The organism is Shewanella sp. c952 (genome assembly GCF_019654975.1).
GTDB lineage: Bacteria > Pseudomonadota > Gammaproteobacteria > Enterobacterales > Shewanellaceae > Shewanella.
In genome coordinates this window covers 57,271-71,894 of sequence record NZ_BPEW01000005.1, presented here as the reverse complement: position 1 = coordinate 71,894, position 14,624 = coordinate 57,271, and the positions used below count along the sequence as shown (strand labels likewise).

Here is a 14,624-nt window from a genome sequence, read left to right as displayed (position 1 = left end):
AGCTAAGCAACTTCATAGCAGTTAGGTTCGATATCGACTTGTCTTTGGATAATTTGACTGGCCATTTTAACGCATTTTCCACACTGATCGCCCACGCCTAAACGCTTCTTTACATCAGCTAATGAAGCATCGCCTTGGCTAACCGCTTCTTTAATCTGAGTATCTGTAATCGCATGACAAAGACAAACGTACATAAATAATGATCCAACTATCGAATATGCACGAAGTATAAATGAAAACGATTCTCAATGCTAATAACTGATGAGAATAGTTATCAATCATTCGATAGTTTGGTAGTTATTAAAAACATTGCGGATGATCACAACCAAGCACCTGTGTGGGCACTTGGTCATGTTTTGCGTGGTAAAAGCTATTTCTTGATTGTTTAAAGTCAGCCTAGTAACCGCGTTCAAAATGAACCCGATGGGCTAGCTCCTCGCCTTTTATCCACTTATGGTAGTTTTCAGAGAAGATCTCTACCACTTGCTCAGGAAAACTTGGAGCCGCAATATGTGGGGTGATGACAACATTATCTAACGACCAAATAGGATGATCTTCTGGTAATGGCTCTTGATTAAATACATCGAGTATTGCTTGCTGTTGCTGATTCTGAATCAGCTGGATATAGAGTGAATCAAGATCAAGTACGTCGCCTCGGCCTAAGTTAAACAACACCACCTCTTTTTTTAGCAGAGATAATGTATGTTGGTTCAGAGCACCACGTGTCTCTGGGGTACTCGGTAAGATACTCGCAACCGCATCGGCTCTCGGTAGATGACGAGTCAAGTTGGCCAAGGTGTCGACTTCATCAAAACCTTTAGTGGGTTTTGCACCGCGATTAATACCAATCACATGCATGCCAAAGTGTTTGGCGGTTTGGGCTATATGCTTTGCAATAGAGCCGGTACCTAAAAGCAGTAGGTTCTGCCCTTGTAAAGTCTTATAGCTGCCTGGTAGCCATATTTTCTGCGCTTGTTGAGTTTTATAGCGGCCGTGTTCACGTTGGTAAGCGAGTAAATAGCCAAACAGGTATTCGCTCATTAATGGACCAAAGATCCCTCGTACATTTGTAAGTTCATAGTCTCGTCGCTGTCTAGGTTTAACTAATGCGTCGACGCCCGCAAAAGTCGACTGCATCCATTTTAAATTTGTAGCATGGGGCAGTATTGGGGCTGCAAGACTTGGTTCTGCAAGCCAAATGTCAGCGTTAAATATGTTTTGCGGATTATCATCCAAAATATGCACATTTGGTAGATGGCAAGAAGTCAGAAGCTGACGATATTTTTCATTTTCTCTGGTGAGCAATAGTAACTTGTGTCCCATGCTGACTCCCTTTATCCTAGCTATATGTCATTAAATTAGAGTACGTTTATGTCCAAGTTGATTGAATTTCTGAGCTACTTAGGTTCGTTTATTTACCCCTGGCTAACAGAAGCTTCAACGGCAATCGTTGCTTGTGCACTGGTTGTATTTGGCAGCGATATTAACCGCTTTTTACGACGTTATCTTGCCGGGCGTTCTTTCATTATTCGAACGCTGATTTTTGTTGTCGTCAACGCATTTGGTTATGGCTTAATTATAGTGAAATTAAGTCCGCTACTAGCGCAATATATGGCGCGTGTTCCATCACACTGGTTGTTTCTACTGGTGTTAGCCATTTTCTTTGCTATTGGTAGCTGGGCCCAACGTAATAAACAAGTTTAAGCCGTTAATTTCAGTGTAGATTATAATACTGCAGTTTGGGGAATCGATATGTAAAGAATGGTAACGACTACCGATAACATACCCTCAATACTCAGTCGCTTGCTGCATTAATTTGTGTCATTGTAGCAAGTGCTTTATCGGGATAATTACTGAAGATGCCGTCGACCCCTCGCTTCGCTAACATCTCGATATCATCAATAAAATCCACCGTATAGACGTACACTTTTGCACCACGTCTATGAGCGTCTTCAATCATCTCTTGGGTGACAAAGCTGAGGCCCAAATGAATCGAGTAAGCATTTAACTCTGTAACAATCTTTGCCAGGTCAAAAGGCACACCTTCAATCAGAGGGGCGACTCTTGCTTGTGGATATTGTTGCTTGAAAGCATAAAGCTGGCGGTGGTTAAAAGAGGAGATCAACAGCAGATCTGGATTATATATCTGTTCATCGATAAATTTTGCATATAGCGCTATAAAAGCAGGCAGAACTGATAGCCCTTTAAGCTCGATATTAACTTCTATATTGTGAGGTTTGAGCAGCGCTAATACATCCATAAGTGTAGGAATTGCTTCACCGGATACAGTAATACTATGCAAATAGTCTGCGCTGACAGTATCAATAAGTCCGCAACCAGAACTCGTGGCTTCGAGCCTACGATCGTGGAAAACATAGAGCTCTCCTTCGACTAAATGAATATCCAGTTCAACAGCTGTAGCACCTAACTCAATAGCTTTCTCAAAAGCCTTTAAGGTATTTTCAGGGGCACTGCCGCTGGCGCCGCGATGAGCAAATACCTTCATTGCTGAGTTTCTCTAATCATAGGGGATTAAGTCCGTATTAAGTTTTGCACATCTTTGGCCTGTCCAGGAGACAAATGAACCTCTAACTGAGGGTAGGCAAGCTCCAAATTGTTATCGCGTAATTTCTTACTGATCTGCTTATGTAGCTTATGTCTCAGCGGCCAACGTGTACCCATATCTTTTGCGTAAGCTCTGACTTCAAAGTCTTGGGTATGCTGACCAAATCCTGCGAACCATACTTCGGGTTCTGGAGTAAGTAGTGCATCATCACACTCTTGCACGGCTTGATAAAGAGCGGCCTCTACGCGTGCGGGATCGGAGTCTCGCGCTACAGACACATACACGATAACTCGGGTTATCGGATCTGAAAGCGACCAGTTAATTAGCTGCTCAGTAATAAAGGCCTTATTGGGCACAATGATCTCTTTTCGATCCCAGTCGATAATGGTGGTGGCACGGATCTGGATTTTACTGACGGTGCCAGTGAGATCTCTAATCGTAACCGTATCACCAATTCGAACCGGTTTTTCGAATAAGATGATGAGGCCTGAGATGAAGTTAGCAAAAATTTCTTGCAGGCCAAAACCTAAACCTACTGACAGAGCCGCGACTAACCATTGCAGCTTTGACCACTCCATCCCTAATGTAGAAAACCCGCTTAATACACCAAAGAAAATCACCAAATAGCGACAAACGGTGGTCAGTGCAAAACCAGTGCCTTGGCTGAGATCTAATCGTTGAAGAATCGTTAACTCAATCAAGCCTGGTAAGTTGGTGGCAATCATCATCGAAAACCCGACAATGATAAGCGAGAGTAACAGTGATTTTAAGGTAATCGGTAATTGCTGCTCAATACCGTTGATGGTGGTGTTACTAGACCATAAGGTTACCCCATCGAGCAAAGAGAACAATGCTGTATGTGTTTGGGTCCAGAGGCCTACAATACTGGCTAAAAAGGCTAATAGTAAGAGCGAACGAACCAAACCTAAAGATTGCCCTGAAATCGTCTCTAAATCGACCTCTGGCTCTTCATAGGTATCAAGTTGTTCTGGTGAATTAACTTCCCCTTTTTCACGTTGTGCGAGTACTTCAGCGCGCTTTGTTTTAGCGCGTTCAAAGGCAATACGACGCCTCTCTATTAACATCCAGCGCTTTATTAACTGATAGAGCAATAAAAATCCTAGGCCAAAAATCAATGATAGCTGCAACTGCAGGAACATTTGTACGGCTGTGTAGTAGTAACCTAAGAAGGCCAATACAGCGCAAGCTATTGGCGTTATTATTAGCATTGCCCACAGTAGTTTTTGGATAAGCTTTCTGTTTTTATCGCCATGATGGTGTTTATTCTCTCGGTTGGATATTTCTAAAATATCCTTATAGAACCAAAATAACATTAAACAGAAAATGATAAATGCACCGCGACCTAAGCTATTTCTAACTAGCGAGGTATCAATGATTTCGGCAAATGCTGTGATGCCTAAAAATGGGGTTACCATAAAGGTAAGTTGCTTAAACTTCGCTTGTCCGGCGCGTACAATGCTTCGCTGCGCTTTGAAGTGATTGATTAACAACCCCTTATCTAAAGCGAGTAAAAACACCAAGCGATATAGCTGATAGAAAATGCCCACCGCTAAAATGCCCATACCTATGGCGGAAACAAAATTGATGCTAGATAGATAGAAAATTGTACCAGCGAGGATAATAGGCAGCGGTTTGAGCAGGCTATAGCTCGCAGAGTTAAGTAGTACATGCCAAGTATAAATAAACTTATCTTGAGTAACGTTACCTACAAATGGCAGTTCACGGCGCATTGCGGCTTTAAACCTTGGCGTGAGAATATCTTGTGCCACTAGGCTAATGACAAGCAAAATTAGCCACCAAGACCATAAGCTACCCTGTTCACTGAATGAGTTTTGCAGCTGATTCCAGGGGGCTTGTTGTATCATCCATTGCACGCTTTGATGCAGATCAGTTAACCATAAGCCACCAATCCGATTTGCATTCGGCACCCAAAATAAATGCTCATTTAGGGTATCTCTTAAAGTAATGTATTGCTGGTTAAGTTGCTCGTTACTTACTCTTAAATCAGCCAACTCACTTAAATATTGGTCATAGCTTTGCAGCAGTTGTTGCAGTAATAACTCTTGTGAAACAAGCAGTTTAGCATGCAACTGCGTTGGTTTTGGTGAACCACCAAGCTGCTGTTCATTGACGGTTTGTGATTGTTCTATTTGATAGCGGGCTAATCGTGCGTCGGCAATCTCTGATTGCACCCTATCTTGGCTTGGTGGTTTGGGCAATGTCTGCAGCATCTGCAGAAAACGTTCACCGAATGCGGAGTTGAGCTTGAGCCAACTTATCTGCTGTTGGATATTAGTGAGCTGCTTAGCTTGATCTTGGTACTGCGCCTCAGCTTGCTCTTGCTGGGTCAGCGCTTGGCTTATTTTGAGGTTAAGCGCTTTTAATGTTTCGCCATATTGTTGATTAGATTCATTAAGAGCCTGAGCAATAGGATCGGTAGCGGTAGAATCGGGAACTAAACTCTGGGCTATTGCAGCTTCGGTACGCATGTGGCGTTGTAAATCTAGCTGTTGGTTGATGCGCTCAATAAACTGCTCTTGTTGTAACAACTGCTCGCGAACGAGTTGTAACTGCAGCTGGTTGAGATCAATCTCTTTCTGACTGCTGGCTAAGCTTGCCTCAAGAGTGACAACATGCTGCTGGTATAGCTCTCTTTGAGCGAGTAGTAATTCATTCGCTAGACTCTGCTCATTAGATATTTTAATTTTTTTATGTTTTTTTAGCGTTGCGCGTGCGCTATTTAAGGTTTTTGGCAAATTATTTAATGTGCTATTCAGCTCATTAATTTTATTGCTCAAACTGATTTCAACTTCCTTGGATTCAGAAAGTCGCAGGTAGGCCATTGAACCTTGCTGGCTAATATCTTGCTCTGTTGAGAGCGTGATCGCTCCCTTTGCTTCTGCTATTTGCTGCAATAGATTTGCTTTATGTAATTCAAAATTACTTAGCAGCGTTTTAGCATTTCTTTCGGTAAGTGCTAGCTCTTGAATTTTTGACTGTAGTAAAAGCAACTGCTGTTGCGGAGTCTTCGTTTCACTAGTTGTAGGGTTTAGCCCCAACTTTTTTTCAAGAGAAGTGGGTTGGTTTGCATTGGCAATGGAGCAAAATAGACACAGGAAAACCAATAAAAAACGATGCATGATTAGCAGCTTGCATAAATCGAAAAAGACTAACTTATAGTAGCCAAGTTATCAGAATAAAGAAATCGAACTATGCAGTCTTTTTAACCCGTTGTGACTTGTGACTCTGTTGGGTTTCAAATAATGCAGTAGCAACGACGAGAGTCCCGCCGATAATAGTCTTAATATCGAGATCTTCACCTAAAAGCAGTAAAGCCAAAACAGCGCCATAGAAGGGCTGTAAACAAGAGACAAGGCCAACTGTTTTTGCACTGAGTAAGCGCAGAGCAGAAGTGAATAGAGCGTGTGGAGCCGCAGTGAATATAGTGCCAAGAAGTATGATTAACCACCAAACATTAGATTCAATGGTACTGACTTCGACCGACAACCAAGGTGCAAGAAAAACCACTGCTACAGCAGTTTGGTAAAGCATTGCTTGCTGGCCGCTATATTGAGAAAAATAGCGCTTGTGTAATAAGTTTCTGGTAGTGAAAAGTGCTGCAGAAACAACGCCTATGACTATCCCAAGAGTAACGTCATTACCAAGGCTCGCTTCAGGAATAAGCAGGCTAACCCCTATCAAAACTAAAACGCCGCTTATAACATCGGCGAGTTGTAGTTTTGATTTAGTCACTAAAGGCTCAACTAATACGGTCATTACTGGGTAGGTAAAAAACGCAATCATGCCAATGGCAACTGAGGATAGTTGCATAGAGGCAAAATAGGTCACCCAATGTAAACTCACAATCACACCTAGCCCAATGGCTATCAGATAATCTTTTGCAGCTTCAAGTGCTATTTTTTGTTTACTGAGTTTGACGATCAGTGCGAGAACCGCGGCCGCAACAACACAGCGTAAAACGGTGATATCCAGGGCGCTTAAGGGGATGAGCTTAGAAAACAGAGCGGTGCCACCGAAAAGCAGCACTGCTAAATGCAGTTCAACCAGTCCTGTTTTTTTATCATTGGGATTCAATGTGAATTTAGTCTTCTATTTTTGCAAAAGCCTGACCCATACGAGTGACGCTGCGCGGTTCTACACCGTCAGCAAACTCATCGAGCGCATCTTTAGCAAACAACATTACCACTGTACTGCCTAGCTTGAAGCGACCCATCTCAGCGCCTTTTTCAAGAGTTAATGCATCAGGACCTTCGGTTGGATAGTCCCAAGTAAACACATCTTTACCGGTTGGTGGGGTGACGGTACCAGCCCAAATTGTCTCGATACTTGCAACAATTGTGGCTCCCACAAGCACCATTGCCATCGGGCCAATTTCGGTTTCGAAAATCGCCACTACACGTTCGTTACGAGCAAATAAGCCTGGTACATTTTGCGCAGTTAACGGATTAACTGAAAATAGTTCACCTGGCACATAAGTCATCTTCGACAAAGTACCTTTGATTGGCATATGAATGCGGTGGTAATCTTTAGGGGCTAAATAGATGGTCGCGAAGTCACCCTCTTCAAAACGTTTGGCGTCTGCTGCTTGGTTACCCAGTAGTGCCAAAGATGAGTAATCATGGCCTTTAGCTTGAAAGATACGACCATCTTCAATAGGCCCTAACTGACTGACTGCGCCATCTACAGGGTGAATGATGTAATCTTTATCTTCACAAAGCGGACGAATGCCAGGTTTTAAAGCTCGAGTGAAAAACTGATTAAAAGTCGGGTAAGCCTCTGGTGCAGGCTGTGCCGCTTCATTCATATCAATCTTGTATTGCTTGATAAACCATTTAATTGCTGCCGTGGTGACTGAGCCCATTTCTGCTGCGGCTAGTCTGCCAACTAGACGTGAAACAAGGTGCTTTGGCATCATATACTGCAGCGCAATTTTAACTTTATCCAATTTCAAATTCCTTTCTATTCTAGTTCTATTCGTCTGGACCGGCTCTAAAGTGACGAGCGTGTCTTTGCTCGTCCAGACTGGCAATGATTTTGTGGTAATTATGGTATCTATCTTGGCTGATTTCTCCAGCCTCTAATGCTTCTGCTATTGAGCAGCCAGGATCATTTAAGTGCTTGCAGTCTCTAAACTTACAGGTGCCTAAATAATCTCTGAACTCAATAAAGCACTGACCAACTCTTTCTGCAGGCAAATGCCAAAGTGCAAACTCACGAACACCTGGAGAGTCGATTAAATCACCGCCAGTTGAAATGTGCAGTAGTTTAGCTGTGGTGGTTGTGTGTTGACCAAGACCTGAGTTTTCCGATATATCGCCAGTCAGCAGCTCTGCATCTGGCATCATGGCGTTAATCATAGATGATTTACCCACACCAGATTGACCGACAAATACACTGACCTTACCATCCATTAATTGGTTGATTTGCTCGACGCCTTCGCCAGTTTTACTACTGACTTTATAGACCTCATAGCCAATATCACGATAACGCTGTAGTGCAGCTTCAATCTCCGGTAGCTCCTCAGGTGTTATCAAGTCAACTTTGTTGAGTACGATAACTGGCGCAATACCAGTATCTTCAGAAGCAACCAAATAACGGTCGATAATCTGCGTAGTAAAGGCAGGCTTAACGGAAGTGACAATGAGGATCTGATCGATATTAGCGGCAATGATTTTTACACCGTCATACAGATCAGGCCTAGATAGAAGCGAGTGCCTTGGATGGACGGCTTCTACAATGCCTTCAATTCGGCTAGCACCAGACTCACTCGTCAAGGCTAAGCGAACAATGACTTTGTCACCGGTAACTAAGCTTTTAATGTTTCGGCGTATATTACAACGCGCAAGGTGGCCTGTTTCGGTCTCAACATCTGCATGCTGCCCAAAACGAGAAATAATGGTACCTAGCTGCTCTGGCCCTAACGAGTTGTCCTGTAGTTCAGGCGTATTGTCGCTAGCTTCGCTGCTTTGCAATTTCTTTTTTTGGTTGTTGCGCATTCTGCGTAACTGACCTTGGCTTAATGGTTTCTTTTTGCTCACGTATTACTCACGTAATTTGCCTTCAATGATAAAGGTGATTTTTTGTCGCTTAAAAAAGCAGTATGATACACCGTCTTAAACAAAAAAGCCTGAATTTAGGCTAACAGGGATTACAGGTCGCTTTATGGCTATAGATGAAAACAACCTTATTTGGGTCGATCTTGAGATGACAGGGCTAGAGCCTGCTGTTGATAGGATTATTGAAATTGCGACTATAGTAACCGATAAAGAGTTAAATATTATCGCACAAGGTCCTGTTATTGCGATTCATCAAACTGATGAACAACTTGCATTAATGGATGATTGGAACCAAAAACACCATGGTGAATCTGGACTGGTAGAGCGAGTAAAAGCCAGCCAATTTAGCGAAGAAGACGCTATTGCACAGACAATTGAGTTTTTGTCGCAATATGTACCCGCTGGTGCTTCGCCTATGTGTGGTAACAGTATTGGCCAAGATCGTCGTTTTTTAAATCGCTATATGCCGGCACTTGAAGACTTTTTCCACTACCGAAATATTGATGTCAGTACAGTTAAAGAACTTGTACGTCGCTGGGAGCCTTCAGCAATGAAAGGCTTTACTAAACAAAATACCCATCAAGCGTTGCTCGATATTCAAGAATCTATTGCTGAATTGCAGTTTTATCGCGCAAAAGTATTTAAAATTTGACCATTCAGTCAGTTTATTTGCAAGAAGGGGTTGCAGAGCAGTGAAATTCTCATATAATGCGGCCTCAACTTTTCGCTAAGCGGTAAACTTAGTGATTAAGTCAAAAAGTTGAAATGCGACATTAGCTCAGTTGGTAGAGCGATACCTTGCCAAGGTATAGGTCATCAGTTCGAACCTGATATGTCGCTCCAATTACAAACTTATGGAATGACCAAATTCGGTAAGTAAAAAGTTTTAAGCGACATTAGCTCAGTTGGTAGAGCGATACCTTGCCAAGGTATAGGTCATCAGTTCGAACCTGATATGTCGCTCCAAATACAAACTTATGGAATGACCAAATTCGGTAAGTAAAAAAGTTTTAAGCGGTATTAGCTCAGTTGCTAAAGGAAAGAACGATACCTTTAGTCAATGTATAAAGCTAAACAGCTATAAAAAGTGTTAAGCGACATTAGCTCAGTTGGTAGAGCGATACCTTGCCAAGGTATAGGTCATCAGTTCGAACCTGATATGTCGCTCCAAATACAAACTTATGGAATGATCAAATTCGGTAAGTAAAAAAGTTTTAAGCGGTATTAGCTCAGTTGCTAAAGGAAGGAACGATACCTTTAGTCAATGTATAAAGCTAAACAGCTATAAAAAGTGTTAAGCGACATTAGCTCAGTTGGTAGAGCGATACCTTGCCAAGGTATAGGTCATCAGTTCGAACCTGATATGTCGCTCCAATTACAAACTTATGGAATGACCAAATTCGGTAAGTAAAAAGATTACGCGACATTAGCTCAGTTGGTAGAGCGATACCTTGCCAAGGTATAGGTCATCGGTTCGAACCCGATATGTCGCTCCAATCTTCCTCTAGCAAAACCTCAAAACCTCAAAACCTCAAAACCTCATCATGTCAAAACCCACTAGAGCAAAATACTCCTGTAGCTCAGTTGTGCATGCAGATAAAGTTGATCCCCTTTTTGTTGGTCATGACTTCAATCTACAGCTGCACTACTTTGAACTTGCTTGTTTTCTTTCTGCATTCCAAGTTGCGCGGTCAGCGGTTTTGCTTCGGCGCAGTCATTGTTCAGCTAAGCTATATATCGAGGTTGAATTGATTTTTAGTTAAGGCTGAGTCGGAATGTCTGTTGCGATAGCGTGATCGAGCGCTAGTTTCTTTAATAATCTCTAAAGTAGGCGTGTTTGGAATAGACAAAACATGACAACCTTCAAATCTTCGATTGTTTGTTCAGACCATAATAGCATCAGACTAATTTTTAGCTTGTCATCTAAAGTGCGAGCGATAGGAGAGCGGTATATGCGTATTCAACAACTTAGTGAGCTTTTAGATTATGTAGCGACTTGCCGTCTTGAGATGGCTCAGTTGTATAGTCGTTTGCATACTCAAGCTGATTCATCTCGAGTCAAACTAATGCTGGAATACTTTCAGCAGCATCAGCGTCAGACCGCTGAAAAAATTGAAAATTATATCGATGAAGCGCCTAAGAAAATACTTGATACCTGGTACAAAGATATTGTTTTCGAAGATTTCGTTGCTCGTTGTCAAAAACAGACTATGCCTGCCAATATGACTGAAGATGATGTTTTAGAGTTGCACCTAGAACTCGATAATAAGCTCATAGGCTTAATTGAGAAAACCTCTTTATCTTCAGCTTGTAGCGAGACTAAAGGCGCACTTGAAGATTTAGTTAGAGTGGAGAAAATCCAACAACAGCGTCTAGTACATAGCAGTATTCGTATGGACGATATCTAATTCTGTGGTTCAGTTACGCTAATGCTAAAGGCACCTAGTGGTGCCTTTTTTGATATCTAGGAAAATGAAAGTATCGCCATACTTGTGTTAGATCAAACTATGGAGATTTAAAGGTCTTATAAGTGAACAATTCATATGAGTTTCAGTCTTATTGACTAATATTCTAAATTAGTTGAAGTTCAATTCTAGGAAAAGCTTAATGAGCGAAAAGTATTTATCTGCATTATTACCAGTGTATTCAGTCGAGCAAGTGAGGCAGGCTGAAATTACTGCTGTCAAAGATAGTGATATAAACCTTTTTAATCTCGTAGAGCGAGCCGCATCGGCGGCTTTTGAACAACTTCAATCACTCGAGCTTGCTACTCAATCTGTTTTGATCCTCGCTGGACATGGCAATAATGGAGCGGATGCTTATACCACTGCGGCAATGTTGATTAAAGCAGGTTGGTCTGTCTGTTTACAGGCCTCACCTGCCCAAAGGCCTTCAGAGGAACTATTGCAAGCTATTACTGAGTTTGAGCTGAGCGGTGGTCACAGTTCTCCTTTCAATATCGAGGAGGTTACTCAAGCTAGTGTGATTGTTGATGGCCTGCTAGGCACAGGAGTCAAAGGAGAGCTAAGTGATGAACTCGTCTCTATAATTAATGCTGTAAATAACAGTGCAGCGTGGGTATTGTCACTCGATGTTCCATCTGGAATTGAACCTAATACAGGGATGGCGAGACAGGTGGCTATAGAAGCCGATATGACACTGACTTTTGGCGCTATTAAGCAAGGCTTACTGACCAGTCAGGCACGTCACTTTTGCGGAACGTTAACCTTAGCTGATATTGGCTTAACCTCTTTCTTACCTAAAAGTTATCTCAAAAAGCTAGTGAGCAAAGATCTGCCAAAGGTGTTTAAGCCAAGAAGAAGAGATTCTCATAAAGGAAAGAGCGGCAAAGTTACGGTTATCGGTGGTGATAAGGGGATGTCGGGAGCGGTGAGATTGGCTTCAGAAGCTAGTTTAAGAAGCGGAGCCGGTTTGGTCACCGTGATTTCTAGACCTGACCATCAGCTAGTGATTTGCACTACCCGGCCAGAATTGATGTTCTGGGGTTGTGAGCTAGTGGATATGGAAGTGTACCTAAAATTAGGTTGGGCAGATGTATTGGTTATCGGGCCGGGACTCGGGACCGCTGACTGGGGCTACAATTTACTGAAAGCTGTCGACCTAGCTGATAAGCCCTGTGTGATAGATGCAGATGCGTTAAATTTACTAAGTCAGTTTCCATTAACCAGTAAAAGCTGGGTACTGACGCCTCATCCTGGTGAAGCCGCTAGACTATTAAATGTCAGTATTGCTGAAATCGAGCAAGATAGGTTTAATGCGGTTCGGCAGCTGCAGACTAAATACGGTGGCGTTATTGTATTAAAGGGCGCTGGTACGCTAATTTATGATGGAAAAGAGTGTATTGTTGCACCCGTTGGTAACCCTGGGCTTGCGAGCGGGGGCTGTGGTGATGTTCTATCCGGCATTATTGGTGCTTTGATGGCGCAAGGCTATGACAATATGCAAGCAGCTTGTTTAGCGGTTGTCATTCATGGTGATGCTGCAGATCTGGCGGCTAAAGAAGGGGAGAGAGGAATGCTTGCAAGTGACCTCATGCCTTATATTCATCAGCTGGTTAATCAAATCTAGTTTAGAAATTTAGGTGATTAGGTTAAAGTAGCGCATTCTGGGAAATGTGTTATTTAGGGCATCCTTTAAAATTAATATGAATATACAATCAATCACCTTAGATCTTAAAGACGAGCAGGCGACAGTTAGCTTAGGCAATAAGTTATCAGCCTTGATTACGCCGCCGTTGACGCTTTATTTGAGTGGCGATCTAGGGGCTGGTAAGACGACTTTTAGTCGTGGGTTAATCCAAAGTTTAGGTCATGACGGTGCAGTAAAGAGCCCTACTTATACTTTGGTTGAACCCTACGAAATTGCTGATATTGACGTATTTCATTTTGACCTTTATCGCCTCTATGATCCAGAAGAGTTGGAGTTCATGGGCATACGTGATTATTTCACTGAACGTAGTTTGTGTATCGTAGAGTGGCCTGATCGTGGACATGGTCTATTACCGCAGGCTGATATACATATCTACATTAAATATGTTAATACTGGACGACAAATAGAATTACAGGCTCTCTCTACTAAGGGCGAAGAAATATTGGCGTGTTTAAATAATAATGATAATAAACAATAATATATTTAAGTTAGCTCTACTATTACTTACCTTATGTACTTCCTTTTTTGCGCAGAGCGCGAATAAACTCGAAGGCGTAAGAGTGTGGGCGGCGCCTGAATCGACACGTATTGTTTTTGATTTGAGCGAATCTCCGAACTACAGCCATTTCACATTAACCAATCCGTATCGCTTAGTTGTTGATTTAAAAAAGTCTTCCAATAAAGTCGATTTAGCTAAAATCGCCAACAACAGCAAGCTAGTTAAAAGAATAAGAAAGAGTTCGCCACCAGAGAAAGGCACACTCAGGATTGTTATTGACTTAACAAAACCGCTTAAAGCAAACCTGTTTGCATTGCCACCAACGGCACCTTATGGCAACCGATTGGTTGTTGATTTGGACGGTGGAAGCACTAAGGCTAAAAGCAAGCCGAGTAAGCCCGCTACAGCTTTACGTGATGTCATTGTCGCTATCGACGCAGGTCATGGTGGAGATGACCCTGGATCAATTGGCCCTTCAGGCATGTATGAAAAGAAAGTGGTGCTGCAGATAGCAAAAAAGGTCGCGGCAAAAATTAATGCCACCCCCGGAATGAAGGCGGTAATGACCAGAACGGGTGATTATTTCGTTAATTTGAATCGCCGTTCAGAGATTGCCCGCACCAGTAAAGCTGATCTGTTGATCTCTATTCACGCTGATGCTTTTACTTCTCCTCAACCTCGTGGGGCTTCAGTTTGGGTTTTATCTATGCGACGAGCTAACAGTGAAATTGGTCGTTGGTTAGAGCAAAAAGAGAAGCATTCGGAGTTGCTGGGTGGTGCTGGTGAAATTATTCAAAATACCGACAATGAGCAATATTTGGCGATGACCTTGCTCGATATGTCGATGGACCGTTCGATGGCGATCAGCCATAACATCGCAGGTGATGTGTTATCTAATTTGGGTAAAGTGACAAAGCTACACAAGCATAAGCCAGAGTCCGCTAGCTTTGCGGTGCTAAAGTCGCCTGATATCCCATCAATATTGGTTGAGACTGGCTTTATCTCCAACCATAAAGAAGAGCGCCTCCTTTCCCAAAGAGAGCATCAAAATAATCTCGCCAAAGCGGTGCATAAGGGCGTGGTTAAGTATTTTGAGGCCAACCCTCCGGTTAACTCTTTACTTGCAAGTAGAAGTAACACTAAGCATAAAGTCCGCAGCGGTGAATCATTGTCAGTTATTGCTCATCGATACCAGATCTCAATTAGTAGCTTAAAAAAAGCTAATAAACTGAAATCTGATTCTTTAAGAATAGGGCAGACGTTAGTTATACCGCGGGCATAAATATGTTGC

13 protein-coding genes and 5 tRNA genes are annotated in these 14,624 nt (G+C 42.5%); 11 read left to right on the top strand and 7 right to left on the bottom strand.

All coding sequences use genetic code 11. From position 1 onward, the window contains the following. Nucleotides 1-2: 2 nt before the first annotated feature. Nucleotides 3-194 carry a bacterioferritin-associated ferredoxin gene (locus tag K5R16_RS05650; protein ID WP_220736564.1) on the bottom strand — a complete coding sequence of 64 codons (192 nt, stop codon included), beginning with the start codon at nt 192-194 and terminating at the stop codon, nt 3-5. Between the two features lie 202 nt (nt 195-396). Next, nucleotides 397-1,323 (bottom strand): D-2-hydroxyacid dehydrogenase, encoded by a 927-nt coding sequence (locus K5R16_RS05645; RefSeq protein WP_220736563.1) that lies wholly within the window; start codon nt 1,321-1,323, stop codon nt 397-399. Between the two features lie 48 nt (nt 1,324-1,371). On the opposite strand from K5R16_RS05645, the gene K5R16_RS05640 reads away from it, so the two are divergent. Continuing rightward, entirely contained in the window at nt 1,372-1,704 is a 333-nt protein-coding gene (locus K5R16_RS05640) for a DUF3392 domain-containing protein (protein ID WP_020910966.1), read from the top strand. A gap of 91 nt (nt 1,705-1,795) precedes the next feature. Here the strand turns inward: K5R16_RS05640 and K5R16_RS05635 are convergent, their stop codons facing one another. From K5R16_RS05635 to rsgA, 5 genes are all read right to left on the bottom strand, one after another. Continuing rightward, nucleotides 1,796-2,506 carry a glycerophosphodiester phosphodiesterase family protein gene (locus K5R16_RS05635; RefSeq protein WP_220736562.1) on the bottom strand — a complete coding sequence of 237 codons (711 nt, stop codon included), beginning with the start codon at nt 2,504-2,506 and terminating at the stop codon, nt 1,796-1,798. A gap of 26 nt (nt 2,507-2,532) precedes the next feature. After that, nucleotides 2,533-5,727 carry a mechanosensitive ion channel domain-containing protein gene (locus K5R16_RS05630; protein ID WP_220736561.1) on the bottom strand — a complete coding sequence of 1,065 codons (3,195 nt, stop codon included), beginning with the start codon at nt 5,725-5,727 and terminating at the stop codon, nt 2,533-2,535. 70 nt (nt 5,728-5,797) lie between these two features. After that, the gene (locus K5R16_RS05625) at nt 5,798-6,682 is read right to left on the bottom strand and encodes a DMT family transporter (protein ID WP_220736560.1); all 885 of its coding nucleotides are present in this window, start codon (nt 6,680-6,682) and stop codon (nt 5,798-5,800) included. Between the two features lie 7 nt (nt 6,683-6,689). Continuing rightward, the gene (asd, locus tag K5R16_RS05620; protein ID WP_220736559.1) at nt 6,690-7,553 is read right to left on the bottom strand and encodes an archaetidylserine decarboxylase; all 864 of its coding nucleotides are present in this window, start codon (nt 7,551-7,553) and stop codon (nt 6,690-6,692) included. Nucleotides 7,554-7,578: 25 nt separating this feature from the next. Beyond that, nucleotides 7,579-8,646: a small ribosomal subunit biogenesis GTPase RsgA gene (gene rsgA / locus K5R16_RS05615; protein ID WP_220736558.1), complete on the bottom strand. Its 1,068-nt coding sequence runs from the start codon at nt 8,644-8,646 to the stop codon at nt 7,579-7,581. 124 nt (nt 8,647-8,770) lie between these two features. On the opposite strand from rsgA, the gene orn reads away from it, so the two are divergent. The 10 genes from orn to K5R16_RS05565 all read left to right on the top strand — a co-directional run bounded on the left by orn (nt 8,771) and on the right by K5R16_RS05565 (nt 14,615). Next, nucleotides 8,771-9,316, top strand: a complete 546-nt coding sequence (orn, locus tag K5R16_RS05610) for an oligoribonuclease (RefSeq protein ID WP_220736557.1) — start codon at nt 8,771-8,773, stop codon at nt 9,314-9,316. Nucleotides 9,317-9,431: 115 nt separating this feature from the next. Beyond that, nucleotides 9,432-9,507: transfer RNA gene (locus tag K5R16_RS05605), tRNA-Gly, on the top strand. A gap of 47 nt (nt 9,508-9,554) precedes the next feature. Further along, nucleotides 9,555-9,630 (top strand) — tRNA-Gly (locus tag K5R16_RS05600). A 128-nt stretch (nt 9,631-9,758) separates the two neighbouring features. Further along, nucleotides 9,759-9,834 (top strand) — tRNA-Gly (locus K5R16_RS05595). A gap of 128 nt (nt 9,835-9,962) precedes the next feature. After that, nucleotides 9,963-10,038, top strand: a tRNA-Gly gene (locus K5R16_RS05590). Between the two features lie 46 nt (nt 10,039-10,084). Then, a tRNA-Gly gene (locus tag K5R16_RS05585) sits at nt 10,085-10,160 on the top strand. Nucleotides 10,161-10,616: 456 nt separating this feature from the next. Further along, on the top strand, nt 10,617-11,072 hold the full coding sequence (locus tag K5R16_RS05580; protein ID WP_220736556.1) for a hypothetical protein: 456 nt from the start codon (nt 10,617-10,619) through the stop codon (nt 11,070-11,072). Between the two features lie 199 nt (nt 11,073-11,271). After that, complete coding sequence (locus K5R16_RS05575) at nt 11,272-12,753, top strand: NAD(P)H-hydrate dehydratase (RefSeq protein ID WP_220736555.1); 1,482 nt, start codon at nt 11,272-11,274, stop codon at nt 12,751-12,753. 82 nt (nt 12,754-12,835) lie between these two features. Continuing rightward, complete coding sequence (tsaE, locus tag K5R16_RS05570; protein ID WP_220736660.1) at nt 12,836-13,312, top strand: tRNA (adenosine(37)-N6)-threonylcarbamoyltransferase complex ATPase subunit type 1 TsaE; 477 nt, start codon at nt 12,836-12,838, stop codon at nt 13,310-13,312. After that, a complete protein-coding gene (locus K5R16_RS05565) occupies nt 13,296-14,615 on the top strand; it encodes an N-acetylmuramoyl-L-alanine amidase (RefSeq protein ID WP_220736554.1) in 1,320 nt (439 codons plus the stop codon). Before tsaE ends, K5R16_RS05565 begins: the two co-directional genes overlap by 17 nt. Nucleotides 14,616-14,624: the final 9 nt, after the last annotated feature.

Bases quoted from the DNA above. Each gene is read 5' to 3' on its own strand.
- K5R16_RS05650 (WP_220736564.1), bottom strand. From the start codon at position 194: ATGTACGTTTGTCTTTGTCATGCGATTACAGATACTCAGATTAAAGAA.
- K5R16_RS05645 (WP_220736563.1), bottom strand. From the start codon at position 1,323: ATGGGACACAAGTTACTATTGCTCACCAGAGAAAATGAAAAATATCGT.
- K5R16_RS05640 (WP_020910966.1), top strand. From the start codon at position 1,372: ATGTCCAAGTTGATTGAATTTCTGAGCTACTTAGGTTCGTTTATTTAC.
- K5R16_RS05635 (WP_220736562.1), bottom strand. From the start codon at position 2,506: ATGAAGGTATTTGCTCATCGCGGCGCCAGCGGCAGTGCCCCTGAAAAT.
- K5R16_RS05630 (WP_220736561.1), bottom strand. From the start codon at position 5,727: ATGCATCGTTTTTTATTGGTTTTCCTGTGTCTATTTTGCTCCATTGCC.
- orn (WP_220736557.1), top strand. From the start codon at position 8,771: ATGGCTATAGATGAAAACAACCTTATTTGGGTCGATCTTGAGATGACA.
- K5R16_RS05580 (WP_220736556.1), top strand. From the start codon at position 10,617: ATGCGTATTCAACAACTTAGTGAGCTTTTAGATTATGTAGCGACTTGC.
- K5R16_RS05575 (WP_220736555.1), top strand. From the start codon at position 11,272: ATGAGCGAAAAGTATTTATCTGCATTATTACCAGTGTATTCAGTCGAG.
- K5R16_RS05565 (WP_220736554.1), top strand. From the start codon at position 13,296: ATGATAATAAACAATAATATATTTAAGTTAGCTCTACTATTACTTACC.